This window comes from Sphingobacterium sp. MYb388, assembly GCF_037479535.1.
GTDB classification, from domain to species: domain Bacteria; phylum Bacteroidota; class Bacteroidia; order Sphingobacteriales; family Sphingobacteriaceae; genus Sphingobacterium; species Sphingobacterium anhuiense.
On record NZ_JBBGYV010000002.1, the window covers coordinates 527,617 to 544,035 of the forward strand.

Here is a 16,419-nt window from a genome sequence, read left to right on the forward strand (position 1 = left end):
CGATTAGGCAAAATGAAAAATAACAGCAAATCAATACTGTCTACCATTCTTGGAACGGCGGTTGTTTTTTTAGCCACATCCTGTGGCCAAGTTTCCCAACAAGATAAAACCGCCACAAGTTCTTCCGCTACACCTGTGACCGAACAGGCGCATGGTTATCTAGTCGGCAACTACACGATCATCGATCAGGAAGGCTATCTCCAATACAGAAAAGCTTCGGAGCCGATTCTTGCAAAGTACAATGGCAAAACCGTCATTTACGATGCAAATGTAAAAACACTGGAAGGAGACCCAAATCCTGTCATTGAGGTTACCGAATTTCCAACTGTATCCGATGCAGAAAAGTTTTACAACTCGCAGGATTATGCCCCCTTAAAAAAGATACGTAATGCTTCGACCAAAGGCTGGTTACTTCTAGCAACTTCAATCCCTCCCGCCCAAGGAATAAAAGGCATCGAAGGACAGCCTCACGGTTATCAGATTGTAAACTATACCATCAATGACAAGGCGACATTTCAAAAATACATGGATGCGTCAGGACCGCTTAGTCCAAAATTTGGAGGCGGTGTTCCGATTTTTGATATGAACAGTAAAGCACTTGAAGGAACACCAGGTAATATATTTGGTGTAGCAGAATTTCCTTCACCTGCCGATGCAGAACAGTTCTACAATTCACCCGAATATACTGCCGCTAAGAAATTCCGTATTGCCTCAACAGAGAACAGCATAACCGTGCTGGCGAGTTCACTATCCAAATAATAATTAAAAAGAACATTACATGAAAGACAGTAATAAAAATACTTCAGTGGAAAAACAGGATGGCGGTCTGAACCGCCGAAGTTTTATGAGCAGAACTACATTGATTGGAGCCGGTCTTGCTTTAGGACCATTATCATGGCTTTCAGCTTCCGCAAAGACAGTTGATAGCACACCAATGGAAAATAATCCAGGTCAAAGTTCGGATGATTTCATCAATGGAATGGCGGAAATGATGGCACATTCTACCCGTACGCCTATATTGAGGACGCCCGATGAATATGGCATGGAGCATGAGGAAATCTTCTTTCAGGCTATGGACGGGGTAACGATTGAAGGATGGTTCATACCAGGCAACTCCGACAAGCTGCTCATCTTCAACCACCCGATGCCCTGCAATCGTTACGGATATCCCGGTCATCTTGATCCATGGAAAAACTTTGGTGGCTTTGAAGTGAATTTTCTTCCCGAATACAAGATCCTTCATGATGCGGGATACAACATCCTGACCTACGATATGCGTAATCACGGTCGAAGCGGTATAGGAAGTGGAGGTATCAATGGTCACGGACTGTTAGAGTATCGCGATGTAATCGGTTCACTACGCTATGCCAAATCCCGTCCGGATACAAAAAAAATGAAGGTGGCACTATATAGCCGCTGTCTTGGTGCCAATGCGACAATTGTAGGCATGAAGAAACATCCCGAAGAATTCAAACATGTTAAAGGAATGATCGCTTTGCAACCTGTAACACCTGCTGTATTTGTTCAAAAAGCTGTGGAAAACCAAAAAATTGCCAATGGGATGGAACTGTTCGATGCAGCATTCCATGTTAAAACAGGCTTTCATATTGCTGACGTATGGCCAATCGATTATTCCAGCGCAGTGACCCTGCCAACATTTGTTGCACAGGTTAAGAATGACTTGTCAACAAAACAATCAAACGTGCAGGAGATATATGATAAGATGTCTGCAAAAGACAAAACACTATTTTGGATTGAAGGAACCGATCAACGTTTCCAGGGGTATAATTATTTCGGTAAAAACCCGCAACTGATATTGGACTGGCTACAGAAACACATGGGTTAAAGCCATATTTCAGTGAAATCTTCATCTAACAAAGAACGCCATCACGGCGTTTTTTTATTATATGTAATTTGTTTCTTTTTTAGTGGTAATCTGTTTCCTTATTGGTCAGTTATACCTTTTAATTTTATCAAATTAAAAATATAGAAATAATGAGACAACGGATTTTTTTTATAATGGCTATCATGCTGTTTTCAATCAGCACGAAAGTGGTTGCACAAAATCAGAACAATAGTAATACTGTCAAACAAAAGACGGTACTGATTATCAATGCACACCTGACCTATCCGGGATGGTCCGAGGGTACGCTCAACAGATCTTTCGTCGATAAGGCAAAGGAGTTCTTTGTCTCCCAATCCTACAAAGTTTTGGAAACCAAGATTGAAGATGGATACAATCCTGATGAAGAAGTTGAAAAGCATTTGCAGGCAGATATCGTGATTCTGCAAACGCCTGTTAACTGGATAAGTACGCCTTGGATCTATAAAAAATATGTGGATGAAGTCTTCAACAGCGGGTTGCACAGCAAGAAATTCCTTGCGGGTGACGGCCGTGTCGCAGGAGACCCCAGCAAGCATTATGGCACTGGTGGAAAAATGCAGGGCAAGAAATTCATGATTTCAGCAACTTGGAATGCCGCTGAAAAGGATTTCAATGACAAATCACAATATCTTTTCCAGGGAAAGGGACCTGCGGATGTTTTCTATAACATTACTACGAATTATCGTTTCTCCGGTTTCGATATCCTTGAAGGATATAACTGCTTCGATATATTCCATAGCAAGCGTATCAAAGACGACCTGGATAACTATCCGGCCCACCTTAAAAAGGTACTTGGGCTTTAAACTAGAATTTAAAAAGAACAATCAAAGATTTAATACATGGAGACAATAAAAAACGTACTGCTGATCAATGCACATCTTACCTATCCAAACTGGTCGGAAGGAACCCTAAACCGCTCATTCATCGAAGCAGCAAAAGATTTTTTCCTTTCAAAGGGATATCAGGTTGTAGAAACTACCATTGAAAATGGGTATGCTCCAGATGAAGAGATGGAAAAGCACCTAAAGGCTGATATCATTATACTACAGACGCCTATCAATTGGTTTGGAGCACCTTGGATCTACAAAAAATACGTAGATGAAGTCTTCAATAGCGGTCTACACAGTGCAAAATTCCTTGCGGGTGATGGACGCACCAAAGAAGATGCAAGCAGACAATATGGAACAGGTGGTAAAATGCAGGGCAAAAAATTTATGGTCAGTGCGACTTGGAATGCTCCTGAAGAATCGTTTGGAGATCCTTCACAGAAGCTGTTCGAAGGGGAAACCACTGCCGGTTTCTTTAAACAGTTTACCAGTAACTACCGTTTTTGTGGTGTTAATATTGTGGACGACTACAACTGTTTTGACATCTTCAAAGATGGCGATATCAAAAGAAGTTTACAAGATTACCCATCTCATTTATCAAATGTTTTTGGGATAGAAGAAACGGTAAATTCCGAACAAATTATAAATCAATAAATAATCTGAATGAAATCAATAGTTGTAAATGGAGGTTACGGGGTTGAGAGAATCTCACTGTTAGAGCAGGATATCCCATCAATCAATGAGCGTGAAGTACTTGTCAAAGTAGTAGCTGTATCATTGAACCAGCTAGACCTGATGCTAGCCAAGGGAGCTTTTGAGAAACCGCTACCACATATTCTGGGTTCAGACGCTGTAGGAGTTGTGGAGCAAATCGGCAGCGAGGTTACGGCCTTTAAAACGGGCGATCGTGTATCCACACACTACATACAGGGCTGGCAAAAAGGAGAGTTAAAACCCGAAGACTTGAAAACACGTCTGGGTATTGAGCAGCGTGGCGTATTTTCGGAATACATTGCAGTACCAGAAGAATTTCTGGTTAACGCACCATCCAAACTCACCTTTGAGGAGGTTGCTGCTATGCCTTTAGCGGGTGTAACCGCTTGGGAAGCCATTTCAAATGTCGGAGAACTCACGGCAGGTCAAACCGTTCTGTTGCAAGGTACCGGTGGTGTTTCCATCTTCGCCCTGCAATTTGCAAAGGCAAAAGGAGCTAAAGTTGTGATCCTTTCGGGTAGTGATAAAAAATTGAAAACGGCAAAAGAACTGGGAGCAGATGTGACCATTAACTATGTTTCTGAACCGGAATGGGCCGGGAAAGTGCTGGATGCAACTGCCGGTTTAGGAGTAGACCTTGCTCTGGAAATGTCCTGGACAGGAATTGCCCAAACCTTAAAGGCTACAAAATTTGGCGGCAAAATTGCTGTTGTTGGTATGCTTGGCGGTATCAGTGCTGAAATATCCGTACTGGATGTGATGTTGAAAAGCATTTCCATAACCGGAGTACAAGCCGGCTCAAAAGCTTCGTTTGAAGCCATGAACCAATTTATAGAGAACAATCATATCAAACCTGTAATTGACAAGGTATTTCCATTGTCTCATTCTAATGAAGCTTTCCGCCATTTTGATGAGGGAAAGCATATTGGGAAAGTGATTGTTCAGTTTTAATCAACGAATATTAAACGTAATTTGTCAGTTCTCAGATTGAACTGAATTTGTAAATGGATGAAAATTTAAAATTGATACAGACTCTGGTACATTATAGCTTGCATTTTTTAGCACCAGGGCTACTTTCATACTTCTTTTTCCGGTCGCAATGGAAGCGGGCGTGGCTGATCATGCTTGCAACAATGTTGATTGATCTGGATCACCTACTGGCCACACCGATTTTTGACCCCAATCGTTGCAGTGTTGGGTTTCATCCCTTACACAGCTATTATGCAATTGCAGTTTACTTTGTATTACTGCTGTTCAAAAGAACAAGGATCATTGCAGTAGGACTTTTGTTTCACATTTTTACCGACTGGCAGGATTGTTATTGGCCAGATCTGATTTCAATCCTATGTGGTGGATACAAACGGTAGTCTCAAAATAAAAAGCTAGCGTATATGAGATAAATATAAAAGAGGGTTCCGATACGGAACCCTCTTTTGTGCTATTGGTAAAGTAATTATAGATTTTTTGGCTTCCTTGCGAAATAGATCTGTATGATAGCACTATTCCAACAGATTTATTTTTCTAAGCCAGGTCTTTACCAGTTTATCTGCCTCTATTTCCTTTTTGTCTTTTATCGCAAGCAGAATACCATCTTTTTCCTTACCGCCCAGTATCGTAAATCCTTCCAGAACGGTACTCTCTGGACAAAGTTCCTTTACCGTATCGAACGTGCTGCCCACACCATAGCCCGCATTTGTGTTGAACGGGATTACGGTCTTTCCGCTCAGATCGTACTGATTCAAGAAACTACGCATTGGAGGTGGCAGCTTCATACCCCATGTCGGGAATCCAACAAATATAATATCATAACTGTCGATGCTGTCTATCTTTGTTTTTAAAGGAGGTGAAAATCCAGTCTTCTGCTCCATGGACACCTGATCTACGGTTGCTTTATAATCTTCGGGATAAGGTTTTTCCAGTTCCAGGGCTACCAATTTTCCGCCAACATTTTTATGGATTAAATTGGCAACAGCCTTTGTGTTGTTCGTTCTAGAAAGGTACACGATCAGTATCTTCTTTTCTGAAGCGGGTTTTTGTGCCTGTGCACAGCCTGATGAAAGGAACATCAGTACCAATGCGGGAATTAAAAAAGCTATTCTCATATCACTGCTTTAAATATTTAAAGGTTATTTCCGTAGAAGTCGGTCAGCTTCTCTACGATCGGTGCAACATATTCCTGTTTCCAATATAAATCTATATGCGTAGCACCCTCTATTTTATACAGCTCTTTTGGTTCTTTTGCTAAATTGTAGGCACGCTCACTGAAATAATAACTATCTGCGACGCTTCCGGCAATAAGGAGCAGTGGTCGTGGCGAAATCAATTCAACGTGGTCTAATGCAGTAAAATTGATCAGTTTGTCCAAACTTGTGAAGAGATATTTATTGGGTGCTGATTCCTGTTTGTGTGTTACTCTGTAATACTCATAACCCTCGATGTACATTTTATTGGCGTTAGCCGGCAGGTCATCTTTGGTATTTGCCACATAATTACTGTATTTTATTTCCCCACCATTCGCTTCGATAGTTCTTTGTTTTCCTACCTCATTCAGTCTTTGTTGGATACTAGATGTCAAAGACCCATTCATGCCATTTCTTCTAAGGTCGCCACCGTCCACCATACTGATGGTTGCTATTGCTTTATAGCGATGTTCAGTTTGTGCTGCGTGGATAACGTAGCCCCCACCTGCGCAAATTCCAAGCAAGCCTACTTTTTCAGGGTCTATATAGTCCTGTATGGTAATATAATCGGCAGCGGCACGGAAATCTTCGGTACGTACTTCGGGGTCATCCAAAAATCGTGGCTCGCCACCGCTTTCACCTTGATAGGAAGCGTCAAAAGCCAATGTTACAAATCCCTTTTCAGCCAATTTCTGTGCATACAGACCTGCTGTCTGTTCTTTTACTCCACCATTCGGATGCCCTACTACAATTGCATGGTATTTTTTGTTCTTATCAAAATCTTTTGGCAGATATAGGTTTCCCACTATCGTAATATCTCTATTGGGGAAAGTTACCCTTTCCATAGTTGTCGTAGTCGATCTCACATCTGAAGTGTTTGTGACTTTCTTTGTACCTGTTTTCGTTTGTGCTTCCGCCATTGGAAAAGTACCTAACAGCATCATGCAGATACCTAACGATCTTATCTTTATATTTTTCATTTCTTTCTATTTTTTTGTTTACATACATCAATTGTTTGCGTAAAGCTGTCCGGTAAGTATTGTTCCCGCCCTTGGTTTAAAGGGCAGTGACAATAGTTCTTTAAATCAACAGCATTAACGGTCAATTGCAGCCATGCTCGCCTCATTGTGGCGTTCACCGGAAGCTGGCGTAAGATTGTTCAGGCGTTCCAACTGGGAAGCGCTTAGATCTATACCATCGGCAGCTGTATTCTCTTCCACACGTTCTACTCGTCTTGTGCCTGGTATAGGCGCAATATCATTGCCCTGTGCAAGAAGCCATGCTAGAGCGATCTGTGCCGTTGTTGCCCCCACTTCATCGGCAATAGCCTTTACTTCTGCGACGATACCCAGATTACGTTGGAAATTCTCTCCCATAAAACGTGGGTTATTCTTACGCCAATCATTGTCTGCAATCTGATCAGGCGAAGTAATCTGGCCTGTAAGGAAACCGTGCCCCAATGGCGAATAGGGAACAAAACCAATGTTCAGCTCACGCAACAGCGGAAGAATTTCGGCTTCGGGGTCACGGGTCCATAATGAATATTCTGTCTGAAGTGCCGTGATCGGGTGTACCGCATGTGCCCTGCGGATAGTATCAACGCCGGCTTCGGAAAGGCCGATGTATTTTATCTTCCCTTCTTTGACAAGCTCGGATAAGGTACTTATGGTATCTTCAATAGGAGTTTTGGGATCAACCCTATGCTGGTAGTAAAGGTCGATATAATCAGTACCCAATCTTTTTAAAGAACCTTCAACCGCTGTGCGGATATTTGCCGGACTGCTATCTATGATGCCTACGCCGCCACCTGCATGGGATATGAAACCAAATTTGGTTGCAAGTACGACTTGGTCACGTCGACCTTTGATCGCTTTTCCAACAAGTTCCTCATTGATGTACGGTCCGTAAATTTCAGCTGTGTCAATGTGTGTTATACCCAGTTCCAATGCCCGATGAATGGTACGGGTAGATTCCTCGTCACTTCCTGAACCGATATCGTAAAAGCCTGACATGGACATGGCTCCGAGTCCTAAGCGGGACACTTCCAGGTCCCCAATTTTAATGTATTTCATAATTGTACTTTTTTATTATCTGTACCGACCGGCAGTTTTTCCGGTTAATTTATAATGCAAATTTCGGGTTAAGTTTCCGGTCCCGAGTTATACGGATTACGGTATTACTTACCAATTTAACTGATATGGCTATATCACATATACAGCCTGGGGCAAAATTGCTAAATTTGTACAATAAATATAAGATGATATGGAAAATACATTCAACTTCAGTACGGTACATGAATATAATGATTTCAATAATCATGAAACCCTGCACCCGATGGTAAGTGTACTCGATTTTTCAAAAGCCGGCCCAAGGATGGGCAGCCGGATGAATTTCGGGATATACGCCATCTTTCTAAAGGAAGTGGACTGTGGGGACCTAAAATATGGGCGTGAAATCTACGATTATCAGGATCGCACGCTTGTATTCTTTGCTCCGGGACAGGTTGTCAACGTCGAGAACGATGGCACCTATTACCAGCCAAAGGGCCATGGACTGGTATTCCATCCTGATCTGATACTCGGCACATCCCTTGCAAAAAAAATGGAACGGTACCATTTTTTCAGTTATCGTTCCAATGAGGCACTGCACCTTTCTGCCAAAGAGCGAAAACTGATCCTGGACTGCTTCTCCAAGATCGAATATGAGCTCCAGCAGTCTATCGATAAGCATAGCCGGGAGATCATCGTTTCCAACATCGAGCTTTTTTTAAATTATTGTATCCGTTTCTACGATCGCCAGTTCATTACAAGGGAAAATGTCAACCGCGGTATCCTTGCAAACTTTGAGAATCTTTTGTATGATTATTTCAGGTCCGGTAAGTCCAAAGAAATTGGACTGCCTTCGGTTGCCTATTTTGCCGACCAGCTGCATCTATCAGCCAATTATTTTGGGGATCTTATAAAAAGAGACACGGGAAAATCTGCATTGGAATACATACATGCTAGGATCATTGAGGTGGCTAAGGAAAGAATACATAACCTCAACCTTTCACTTGGTGAGATCTCGTACGATCTGGGGTTTAGGTATCCACAGCATTTCACCAGATTTTTTAAACAACATGCCGGAACTAGCCCAAAAGAATTCAGACAGATGATTTTAGAAAATTAGTCCCATACCGTGGTGATGGAAATAGTTTAAGCAGTTTGGAAGTCATCATGCGCACATCAGGTAATTTATCAATAAAATGGAAGGCTGCACGGGAATGCAGCCTTCATTACTTAACTAAACAATGATACCAGGGCTGGTACCGAGACTCTTGATATTATTTTTTACCAGGACTGAGGGTTACAATCACCTCATTGTCTAAAGTCATAAACGTTCCCAAACGTTTATTGAAGCTCTTTAGATTAAGAGTTTTCCATCCCTGCATATATTCAAGGACCTCTTCAATAGATTCCTTTCTGTCCAATTGTCCTTTAAGATAGGATAGCCAAAACTGATTTGATTTTACCTGTAATTCATACATTCGGATCTGCTCGGCAGTAAATTTGTCCAATTCTTTCTGCATAACACCTTCACGCTGAATCTTCGAAAGTTCTTCCCTTACCGCTGCAATAAGATTATCTCTTCTTTCTGGATCGCAATTGAACGAAATAACAAATGCATAGAAACCAAGCGGATCCTTTGCTTTGGTCAGTTGTACACTGGGCGAATAGACGCCACCTTCTTGCTTTCGCAACCGCTCAGTCAAGCGAAAATCCATGATTGCTTTCAAAGCGTCCAGATGCTGGTTATTCAACATTCCGAACCTATACTTTCCACTATAAACAATTTGAACGGTACTTTTGTCTCCTTGTCCCATGTAGAGATCCTTACGTACTTTTCCTTCCGGAACGCGAATTTTCAAATCAATAGCCTTTTCACGTATATCAGAAGCAGGTAGCGAGCCAAGAAACTTCTCCGTTAAGATTTTTAACGAGTCTACATCGAAACTACCAACAAATAGAAAAGTGAAATCTGCGGCATTTGCAAAACGCTCTCTGAAAATTGACTCTAATCGATCGGCACGAATCTGCTCAATGTTGGCTAAAGAACTCGGCTGTCTCCGGAAATGATAATTGCCCAAGATATTTCCTACAGTGTCTGCAAAAGCACGGTTGGGATCATCAGAACGGTTTCGCATAGCAGATTTAGAACGATCAACGATACTATTAAAACGTGCAGTATCTAACTTCACATCAGTCATATAAAGATGGACCATCCCTAGTGCTGTTTCCAGATCACGATTAATGCTCGAACCACTAATTCCCTCTTCACGGTCGCCGATATAGGGCTGAACTTGAATTGTTTTAGCATTTAGAAATCTGCTGAGTTCGCTGGCGTTAAGTCTGCCCAGTCCGCTGTTCAAGATAAAAGTTGATGCATTCATTGCTGAATAGTAATCCCTATCATTATAAAGGGAGCTGCCGCCAGGGCTGAAGGCTGTGAAAAAAATTTCATCGTTCTTAAAGTCCGTAGGTTTAGCGTATACCTTAACACCATTGCTCAAGGTCCACTGTGTTAGACCCATCATCGGGTTACTCTCTTGGGAAACTATCTTCCCTGTATTCGTTATGCTATCTAATAAGAAGATCTCATGACGTTCCTGATGATACACCGAAATGTCCATTTTGTCCACTTCTTCCATCCAAAGTAATACTTCGGATTTTTCAGGAACATTTACAGAATCTTTATCAGCTCCCATCACTAGAATTACACGATCTTGTGCCATTAGGTATGATTTGATAAAGGAGCTTACCTCATCCACACTGATTGTTTTTAACATCTGTCTGGTAAGTGAAATCCGTTCATCAATAGAAAGATACACCGTACCTGTAAGAAAATGATCCAAGTAATTCTCAACAAAATATTGAGAAGGAATCTTTTCCTTCTCTTTCTCCTGTAGGGAGATACGAGTGAGCAACATTTCTTTCACATCGTTTAATTCCTCAAGCGTGAAGCCATGCCTTTTTATGCGTTCGATCTCCATCCAAGCCGATTTAAACCCATCCTTCCACTGCTGGGGAGACAGAGATGCGCTTATGTGCATCGACTCTAAACCAGCCAAAAATGGGCCCGATTTCATACTAAGTCCTAAATAGGTTTTGCTGCTCTCACGAAATATTTCCTGTAAACGATTTGCGGACAGATTATTCGTTAGATCTTCTATAATTGATTGACGAAAACCTTGACTATCGACAACGGCAGTACTTTTTCTTTTCAAGATGATGTCAATTTGATAGTTTGAAAGTTCCTTATCTTTTACCTGAACAAAACGTGTACTATCAATTAATGACATGGCATAACTTGGTCTTACAGGTGCTTTTTCATTAGGTTTCAGATTCGAAAAGAGATTTTTGATCTGTGTTTCAACTTCATTTATGTCGATATCACCCACGATAATCAGGGCCTGTAAATCTGGACGGTACCATCGTTTGTAAAAATCCTGCAATACCTGGATGTCACCTTTGGAAATAACGTGATCCAACCCGATCGGCGAACGATCAGCATACCGTGAGAAATTGTATACCATGGGCATATATTGATCACGTGTACGACCTGTTGCATTTTGCTTCAAACGTTTCTCTTCTAGGATAACGCCTCGTTCCTTTTCGAACTCACCTTTGTCCAAAATGGCTTCTGAAGCCCAGTCACGCATAATCAGCATGCCATTTTTCCATAACTCCGCATCATCGGTAGGAAGAGGAAGTTGATAAACAGTTTCATCAAAAGAAGTGTAAGCATTGAGATCGGCACCAAATTTCACACCTGCTCTTTCCAAATAATCAATCAATTGGTTTTTTGGAAAATGAGTTGTACCCTTAAAGTTCATGTGCTCGATAAAATGTGCGATCCCTCGTTCATTCTCTTCTTCCAATATGGAACCTACTTTGTTTACCAGATACAACACGGCACGCTTTTCTGGATATGTATTCGACTTTATATAATAGCGGAATCCGTTTGGTAATTGCCCAATCTTAACGGAAGGATCTACCATCAACTCTTGGCTCTTCAAATTCTTTGCACCAAATAGAAGCGCGAAGACTCCTACGATCAAATGTTTTAATTTCATATTATCGTCTTTTTCTCCTTAGTAATAACCAGGTAACGCTACCTGCAATAAATAGTGGAAGCAGAATCAACCATCCCCATTTTATAAAATCCAGTTTGGTCGCATTAACATTGCTCACATCCGTGGGTTCTGGACGGGTAGTGTCTATAGGAAATTCATTATGACTGAACCAACGGAAAAAATCAGTCATGATAGAAAAATTTGCAGTACGCGGCGATTGGCGCATAAGTTCTGAATTACTCATGAAATCGGCATCGGCAACCACCAGAATCCGTTGTTCCTTGTTTTTCACTGGTCGTGTCAAAGCCAAGGCAACTGGAAAAGATTTCTTCTCTTGATTGCTTCTGATATCTTTTAATTCCTTACTTCTATCAAAGCTAAGTTCTGCCTGCTTCCACGTGTTGACTGCCTGTGTCACCAAAAGTGGCTTTGCCGCAAAGCGTGCATTTGGAAGTACTGAAAGTGTCGCTGCAGATGGCATTGATACAAGTACGCTATCTTGATTCAAGAAACTACTTTCACCAATGGTCTTTAGCCAATTCGTTTTAGAAACATTCGCCAAGATAAAATCACGTTCATAATTTTCACTTTTTTGTATAAGCATACCGTCGTCCATTTGTACATCTAGGAAGCGCAGAATGGGTTCCACATATAATTTATTTTCCGGCTCCGCCAATATCATCATATTCCCACCTTGTTCAAGATACTGCTTGACACTTTCCAATTCTTCCGCACTGAAAGGTCGCATAGGGTCTGCTATAACTAAAATATTGACCTTGTTTTCTTGGTTTAACATCTTTAAGTCGACAGCTAAAACGTCAAATCCCTGATTGATCAATGCATAACGAAAAGCTATTTCCTTCGTAGCCATTTGATAGTCCCGATCACCTGTTCGTTGTATGCTGCGTTCATTATGTCCCGTCACAAAACCTACTTTTGGAACTTGAACAAGGAGTCGCTTAAAAGCTGCAGAAGTTTCCTTTTCATTTGGATGTCTGAACATATCATCATACACGCGTAAAAAAACTTCTTTATTTTTATAGGACAATTTTCTTACGAAGCGGTTTCGTTCAGGCATTAAATCAACTTGCTTTTTTATTTGGGAAGGTGTAAGAAATTTTTCAAATGGAATGTCATTGATTTTAGCCATTTTTCTGGCAATTGCTTCGTCGTTCATTCCAGGATTTTCTTTGTACAGACGTTCATTTGTGCTGTGATCCCAATAATATATATAGTCCATCTTTAAATGTGGCATATAGCGAAGATACATGTCAAAACGTTTCTTATCGATGTTATGTCCAGAAGGAAGTCCGGAAGAATAGTTTTCATCTAACAAATTCACATAGGTAGTTATATGCACCGGTTCGTCAAATTGCTGAATAATAGCTTGACTACCAACAGTCAATGTCCTATTTTTATTGGCTGTCATATCCTTATAAAAGATAAACTGTGGTAGGGAGCTTACATAGCCCGTCAGCAACATAACAGCAATAAAACCTGTATAACGTAAAGCCTTGTTCATCCAACTTATCGTTTGACGCTCGAACTGCAATTTTAGATACGTTAGTCCCAGGAATAAAACAATTACGATAATGAAATAGAAGATATCGTTACTGCTGAGCAACCCGTTGATGGACTCTTCTACACGGCCAGACATCGATAGAAAATAGGTAATGTCCCTTACAAACTCAATATCCTGCCATAGCCCCCCCACAAAATTCAATGCTGCCAGAACCACCAAAGTGCTGATGGCCGCAACAACTTGGTAGGTGGTCAGACTTGACATAAATAAACCGATCGCCGCATAAGCACAGATCAGTAAGTACAGCCCTATAACACCCGATAAGATCAATGTAAATTCAGCATTTTTTATCGTATATAGAGTTAAAATACCTAATCCCAAAAGCACAGAAATCAAAATCAAACAATAAATCATAATTGCCAGATACTTTCCCAAAATAATTTCACTTACTTTTATCGGGGAGGAATAAAGCAATTTGATGGAGCCGCTATTGGTTTCACGACTTATTAATCCCATCGTTAAAAGCGGGATATATAAATACAGGTATTCTTGCATTTGCGGAAATAAAGAACGGAAACCGGCAAAAATACGAAATGTTGAACCAGGCATAATGGATCCCATTTCCTGAGCTTGGTAAATACGTTCCAATGTATTATGGTATTGCCATCCGGATTGTACGATGAGGACAATCAGCACAATCCAAGCCACTGGCGAATAAAATAGCTGGCTTAATTCTATCTTAGCTATACGTAGAGTAGTTTTCATGATTCTTTATTGGGAGTTTTATTAGACAGTTGAGCAAAAATTTGATCCAGAGAACTTTTTTCCAGCGTCAGCTCTTTCAATCTCCAACCAGCCTGTACGCTCGCCTCGATCAAGCGCTCGCTGATATCGGTTGCATCGGCAAAACGAACACGAAACTGCTGGTGAGATAACCTTTCCACATCGGATACCCCTTTAACGGATTTTAGTACTTCTGGAATAGGTGGATTTGCCATGGTCATCAATAGGCTATCGGGCTCAATATGATTATTGAAAGCATCCATACTATTTTCAAAAACCATGATACCATTCTCAATCATTTTCACCTGTTCGCAGGTTGCTTGCACCTCAGACAATATATGGGATGAAAAAATCACCGATTTCTCTTCACCTATTTCTTTGATCAGTTTTCGTACTTCTGTAATCTGATTCGGGTCCAATCCATTAGTTGGCTCATCGAGCACAACAAGCTTTGGTTCGTGGATAATAGCCTGTGCAATGCCGACACGCTGTTTGTATCCACCCGAAAGATTCGATATAAGACGGTTTCGAAAATGAGAAACTCCACATTTTGCCATTGCCTTATCGACGGCGTTTTTAATATCTGTTTTTGGAATCAATCGCAAATGGGCACACTGCGTCAAATATTCGGAAACGGTCAGATCTAAATAAAGAGGTGCATTCTGTGGTAGAAATCCAATGAGTTTTTTCGCTTCAATTGGATTTTTACGAATATCAAATCCACCAATCACAACATCTCCTTTCAATTGGTTCAGAACACCGCACATGATGTTCATAGTGGTTGATTTTCCTGCTCCATTTGATCCTAGAAGACCCAGAACCCCAAAGGAGTTGATCTCAAAATCGATATCCTGAATGGCCCATGCGTCGCCATATCGGTGCCATAAATGGGATATCTTTACAATAGTATTTTCCATGTATTACAAATTAGTCAATCGGTGATAGTACGAGTCCGCACTCCCCGGTATAAAAGTTTTTTTTGTGTTGTCTTTAATTATCTGTAACCTTCGTTCTGTGTCAAATTGGGATTTGAGTCCCTCGCTGTCTGTGGTATGGGATAGAGATTGGCAAATGGTTGCCACGTTACCGGACGCAATGCTCCCATGATATCATCGACACGGTCCATCCGCTTTATCGTGTGCCAGCGATTACCGAGTTCGCAGAAAAGTTCAGCATGACGCTCCTGCAAGATTGCATCCATTAGATTTATACTGCTGGATAAATTTCCCAAACCTGCGCGGTTGCGAATTATGTTGATATCTGATCTTGCACCGTCTTCATCTCCGGTACGCATTCGTGCCTCGGCACGTATCAGATATTGTTCAGCTAAACGAAGTACCATAGGAGTCTCCTGCCTGTTATTGGTCATAGCCACCTCCTGACTATGGTTCTGATATTTATAAGGCAGGAAGTAATCGATATTATTTACCTTCCACGGTAATACCCATACGTCTGCACGAAGATCCCCTGGTTCAAATGCTGAAACCTGGGAGGAAGAAAGTGCATAATTAGGAACCGAAGTTGCTAGTGCTGGTAAAAATGTTGCACCCTCCCTCGTATAACCGTTATCCCCTTGCAGATCTGGACCCAGTTGCAGTATAGCCTCACTAGAATTCTGAAGAAAAACACGATCCAACTGATCTGCTGGCAATAGGCTATACCGTCCAGTTTGGCTTATGACATCCGAAGAATTGGATAAAGCTCTCGGATAGTCCTCTACATGAAGATAAATACGTGATAATAATGCTGTAGCTGCACCTCTATTAACTTGTTGGCGACTACCGGAACTATAGTCTTCTGCCAATAGCGTCTTTGCCTCTTCCAGATCTGAAATGAGCAGTTCATAAATTGATGAAACTGAAGCCCGGGGCTGCATTGCTGTAATATTAGCATCTGTACTTACAACCAAGGGTATATCACCAAACATGTTGACCAAATGGTAGTAGCAATAAGCCCGCATCGTTTTTGCTTCCCCAAGCATCTGATTCGTCAAAGATACAGGTAGTAATGTATTGCCTGTAACCCCGTCAATAATACTATTAAAGCGATAGATGGAGGTATATACATCACCCCAAATGCTATATAAACCCAAGGTCGTGATCGGATCGTAGGTATTTGTCATGACATCACCAAATTGGGCAGGCGACGTGTAAAGAAGCTCGTCTGCCGCCAAACCATTAAAAGAGGTAAATTGAAAAGTGAATGTACTGTTTAACGATAATTGTCCGTATGCTCCCGAAAGAGCCATCTTTGCGGTCTCTGGGGAACGGAAAACAACTTCTGATGGCTGCTCGTTTAAAGGATCATCGATTTCCAATAGCTTATCACAGCTTGTAAACAGCGCTGTAAAGAGCAAACAGGCATAGATATATTTATTATTATACTTCATGTTTCTC

General features: G+C 41.3%; 14 protein-coding genes. 7 read left to right on the forward strand and 7 right to left on the reverse strand.

Annotated features, from left to right (window positions below):
* The first annotated feature begins 12 nt into the window (after positions 1-12).
* The 6 genes from WH188_RS08140 to WH188_RS08165 all read left to right on the forward strand — a co-directional run bounded on the left by WH188_RS08140 (position 13) and on the right by WH188_RS08165 (position 4,793).
* A complete protein-coding gene (locus WH188_RS08140; RefSeq protein WP_339423751.1) occupies positions 13-759 on the forward strand; it encodes a DUF1330 domain-containing protein in 747 nt (248 codons plus the stop codon).
* Positions 760-844: 85 nt separating this feature from the next.
* Positions 845-1,846, forward strand: a complete 1,002-nt coding sequence (locus WH188_RS08145) for an alpha/beta hydrolase family protein (protein WP_339423752.1) — start codon at positions 845-847, stop codon at positions 1,844-1,846.
* 149 nt (positions 1,847-1,995) lie between these two features.
* Positions 1,996-2,688, forward strand: coding sequence for an NAD(P)H-dependent oxidoreductase (locus tag WH188_RS08150; protein ID WP_339423753.1), 693 nt, complete (start codon positions 1,996-1,998; stop codon positions 2,686-2,688).
* A gap of 36 nt (positions 2,689-2,724) precedes the next feature.
* Entirely contained in the window at positions 2,725-3,366 is a 642-nt protein-coding gene (locus tag WH188_RS08155; RefSeq protein WP_339423754.1) for an NAD(P)H-dependent oxidoreductase, read from the forward strand.
* 9 nt (positions 3,367-3,375) lie between these two features.
* Positions 3,376-4,377: a zinc-dependent alcohol dehydrogenase family protein gene (locus tag WH188_RS08160; protein ID WP_339423755.1), complete on the forward strand. Its 1,002-nt coding sequence runs from the start codon at positions 3,376-3,378 to the stop codon at positions 4,375-4,377.
* 53 nt (positions 4,378-4,430) lie between these two features.
* On the forward strand, positions 4,431-4,793 hold the full coding sequence (locus tag WH188_RS08165; protein ID WP_339423756.1) for a DUF6122 family protein: 363 nt from the start codon (positions 4,431-4,433) through the stop codon (positions 4,791-4,793).
* 132 nt (positions 4,794-4,925) lie between these two features.
* On the opposite strand, the gene WH188_RS08170 is transcribed toward WH188_RS08165, so the two are convergent.
* From WH188_RS08170 to WH188_RS08180, 3 genes are all read right to left on the reverse strand, one after another.
* Positions 4,926-5,528 carry a flavodoxin family protein gene (locus WH188_RS08170; protein ID WP_339423757.1) on the reverse strand — a complete coding sequence of 201 codons (603 nt, stop codon included), beginning with the start codon at positions 5,526-5,528 and terminating at the stop codon, positions 4,926-4,928.
* Between the two features lie 17 nt (positions 5,529-5,545).
* A complete protein-coding gene (locus tag WH188_RS08175; protein ID WP_339423758.1) occupies positions 5,546-6,586 on the reverse strand; it encodes an alpha/beta hydrolase in 1,041 nt (346 codons plus the stop codon).
* A 114-nt stretch (positions 6,587-6,700) separates the two neighbouring features.
* Positions 6,701-7,648 carry an aldo/keto reductase gene (locus WH188_RS08180; protein ID WP_339423759.1) on the reverse strand — a complete coding sequence of 316 codons (948 nt, stop codon included), beginning with the start codon at positions 7,646-7,648 and terminating at the stop codon, positions 6,701-6,703.
* Between the two features lie 220 nt (positions 7,649-7,868).
* On the opposite strand from WH188_RS08180, the gene WH188_RS08185 reads away from it, so the two are divergent.
* Positions 7,869-8,774 (forward strand): helix-turn-helix domain-containing protein, encoded by a 906-nt coding sequence (locus WH188_RS08185; RefSeq protein ID WP_339423760.1) that lies wholly within the window; start codon positions 7,869-7,871, stop codon positions 8,772-8,774.
* 154 nt (positions 8,775-8,928) lie between these two features.
* Here WH188_RS08185 and WH188_RS08190 read toward each other — a convergent pair whose 3' ends face one another.
* From WH188_RS08190 to WH188_RS08205, 4 genes are all read right to left on the reverse strand, one after another.
* Positions 8,929-11,718 (reverse strand): M16 family metallopeptidase, encoded by a 2,790-nt coding sequence (locus WH188_RS08190; protein WP_339423761.1) that lies wholly within the window; start codon positions 11,716-11,718, stop codon positions 8,929-8,931.
* 1 nt (position 11,719) lies between these two features.
* Positions 11,720-14,005: a Gldg family protein gene (locus WH188_RS08195; protein ID WP_339423762.1), complete on the reverse strand. Its 2,286-nt coding sequence runs from the start codon at positions 14,003-14,005 to the stop codon at positions 11,720-11,722.
* A complete protein-coding gene (locus WH188_RS08200) occupies positions 14,002-14,940 on the reverse strand; it encodes an ABC transporter ATP-binding protein (RefSeq protein ID WP_339423763.1) in 939 nt (312 codons plus the stop codon). Before WH188_RS08200 ends, WH188_RS08195 begins: the two co-directional genes overlap by 4 nt.
* Before the next feature lie 77 nt (positions 14,941-15,017).
* The gene (locus WH188_RS08205) at positions 15,018-16,412 is read right to left on the reverse strand and encodes a RagB/SusD family nutrient uptake outer membrane protein (protein ID WP_339423764.1); all 1,395 of its coding nucleotides are present in this window, start codon (positions 16,410-16,412) and stop codon (positions 15,018-15,020) included.
* Positions 16,413-16,419 lie beyond the last annotated feature (7 nt).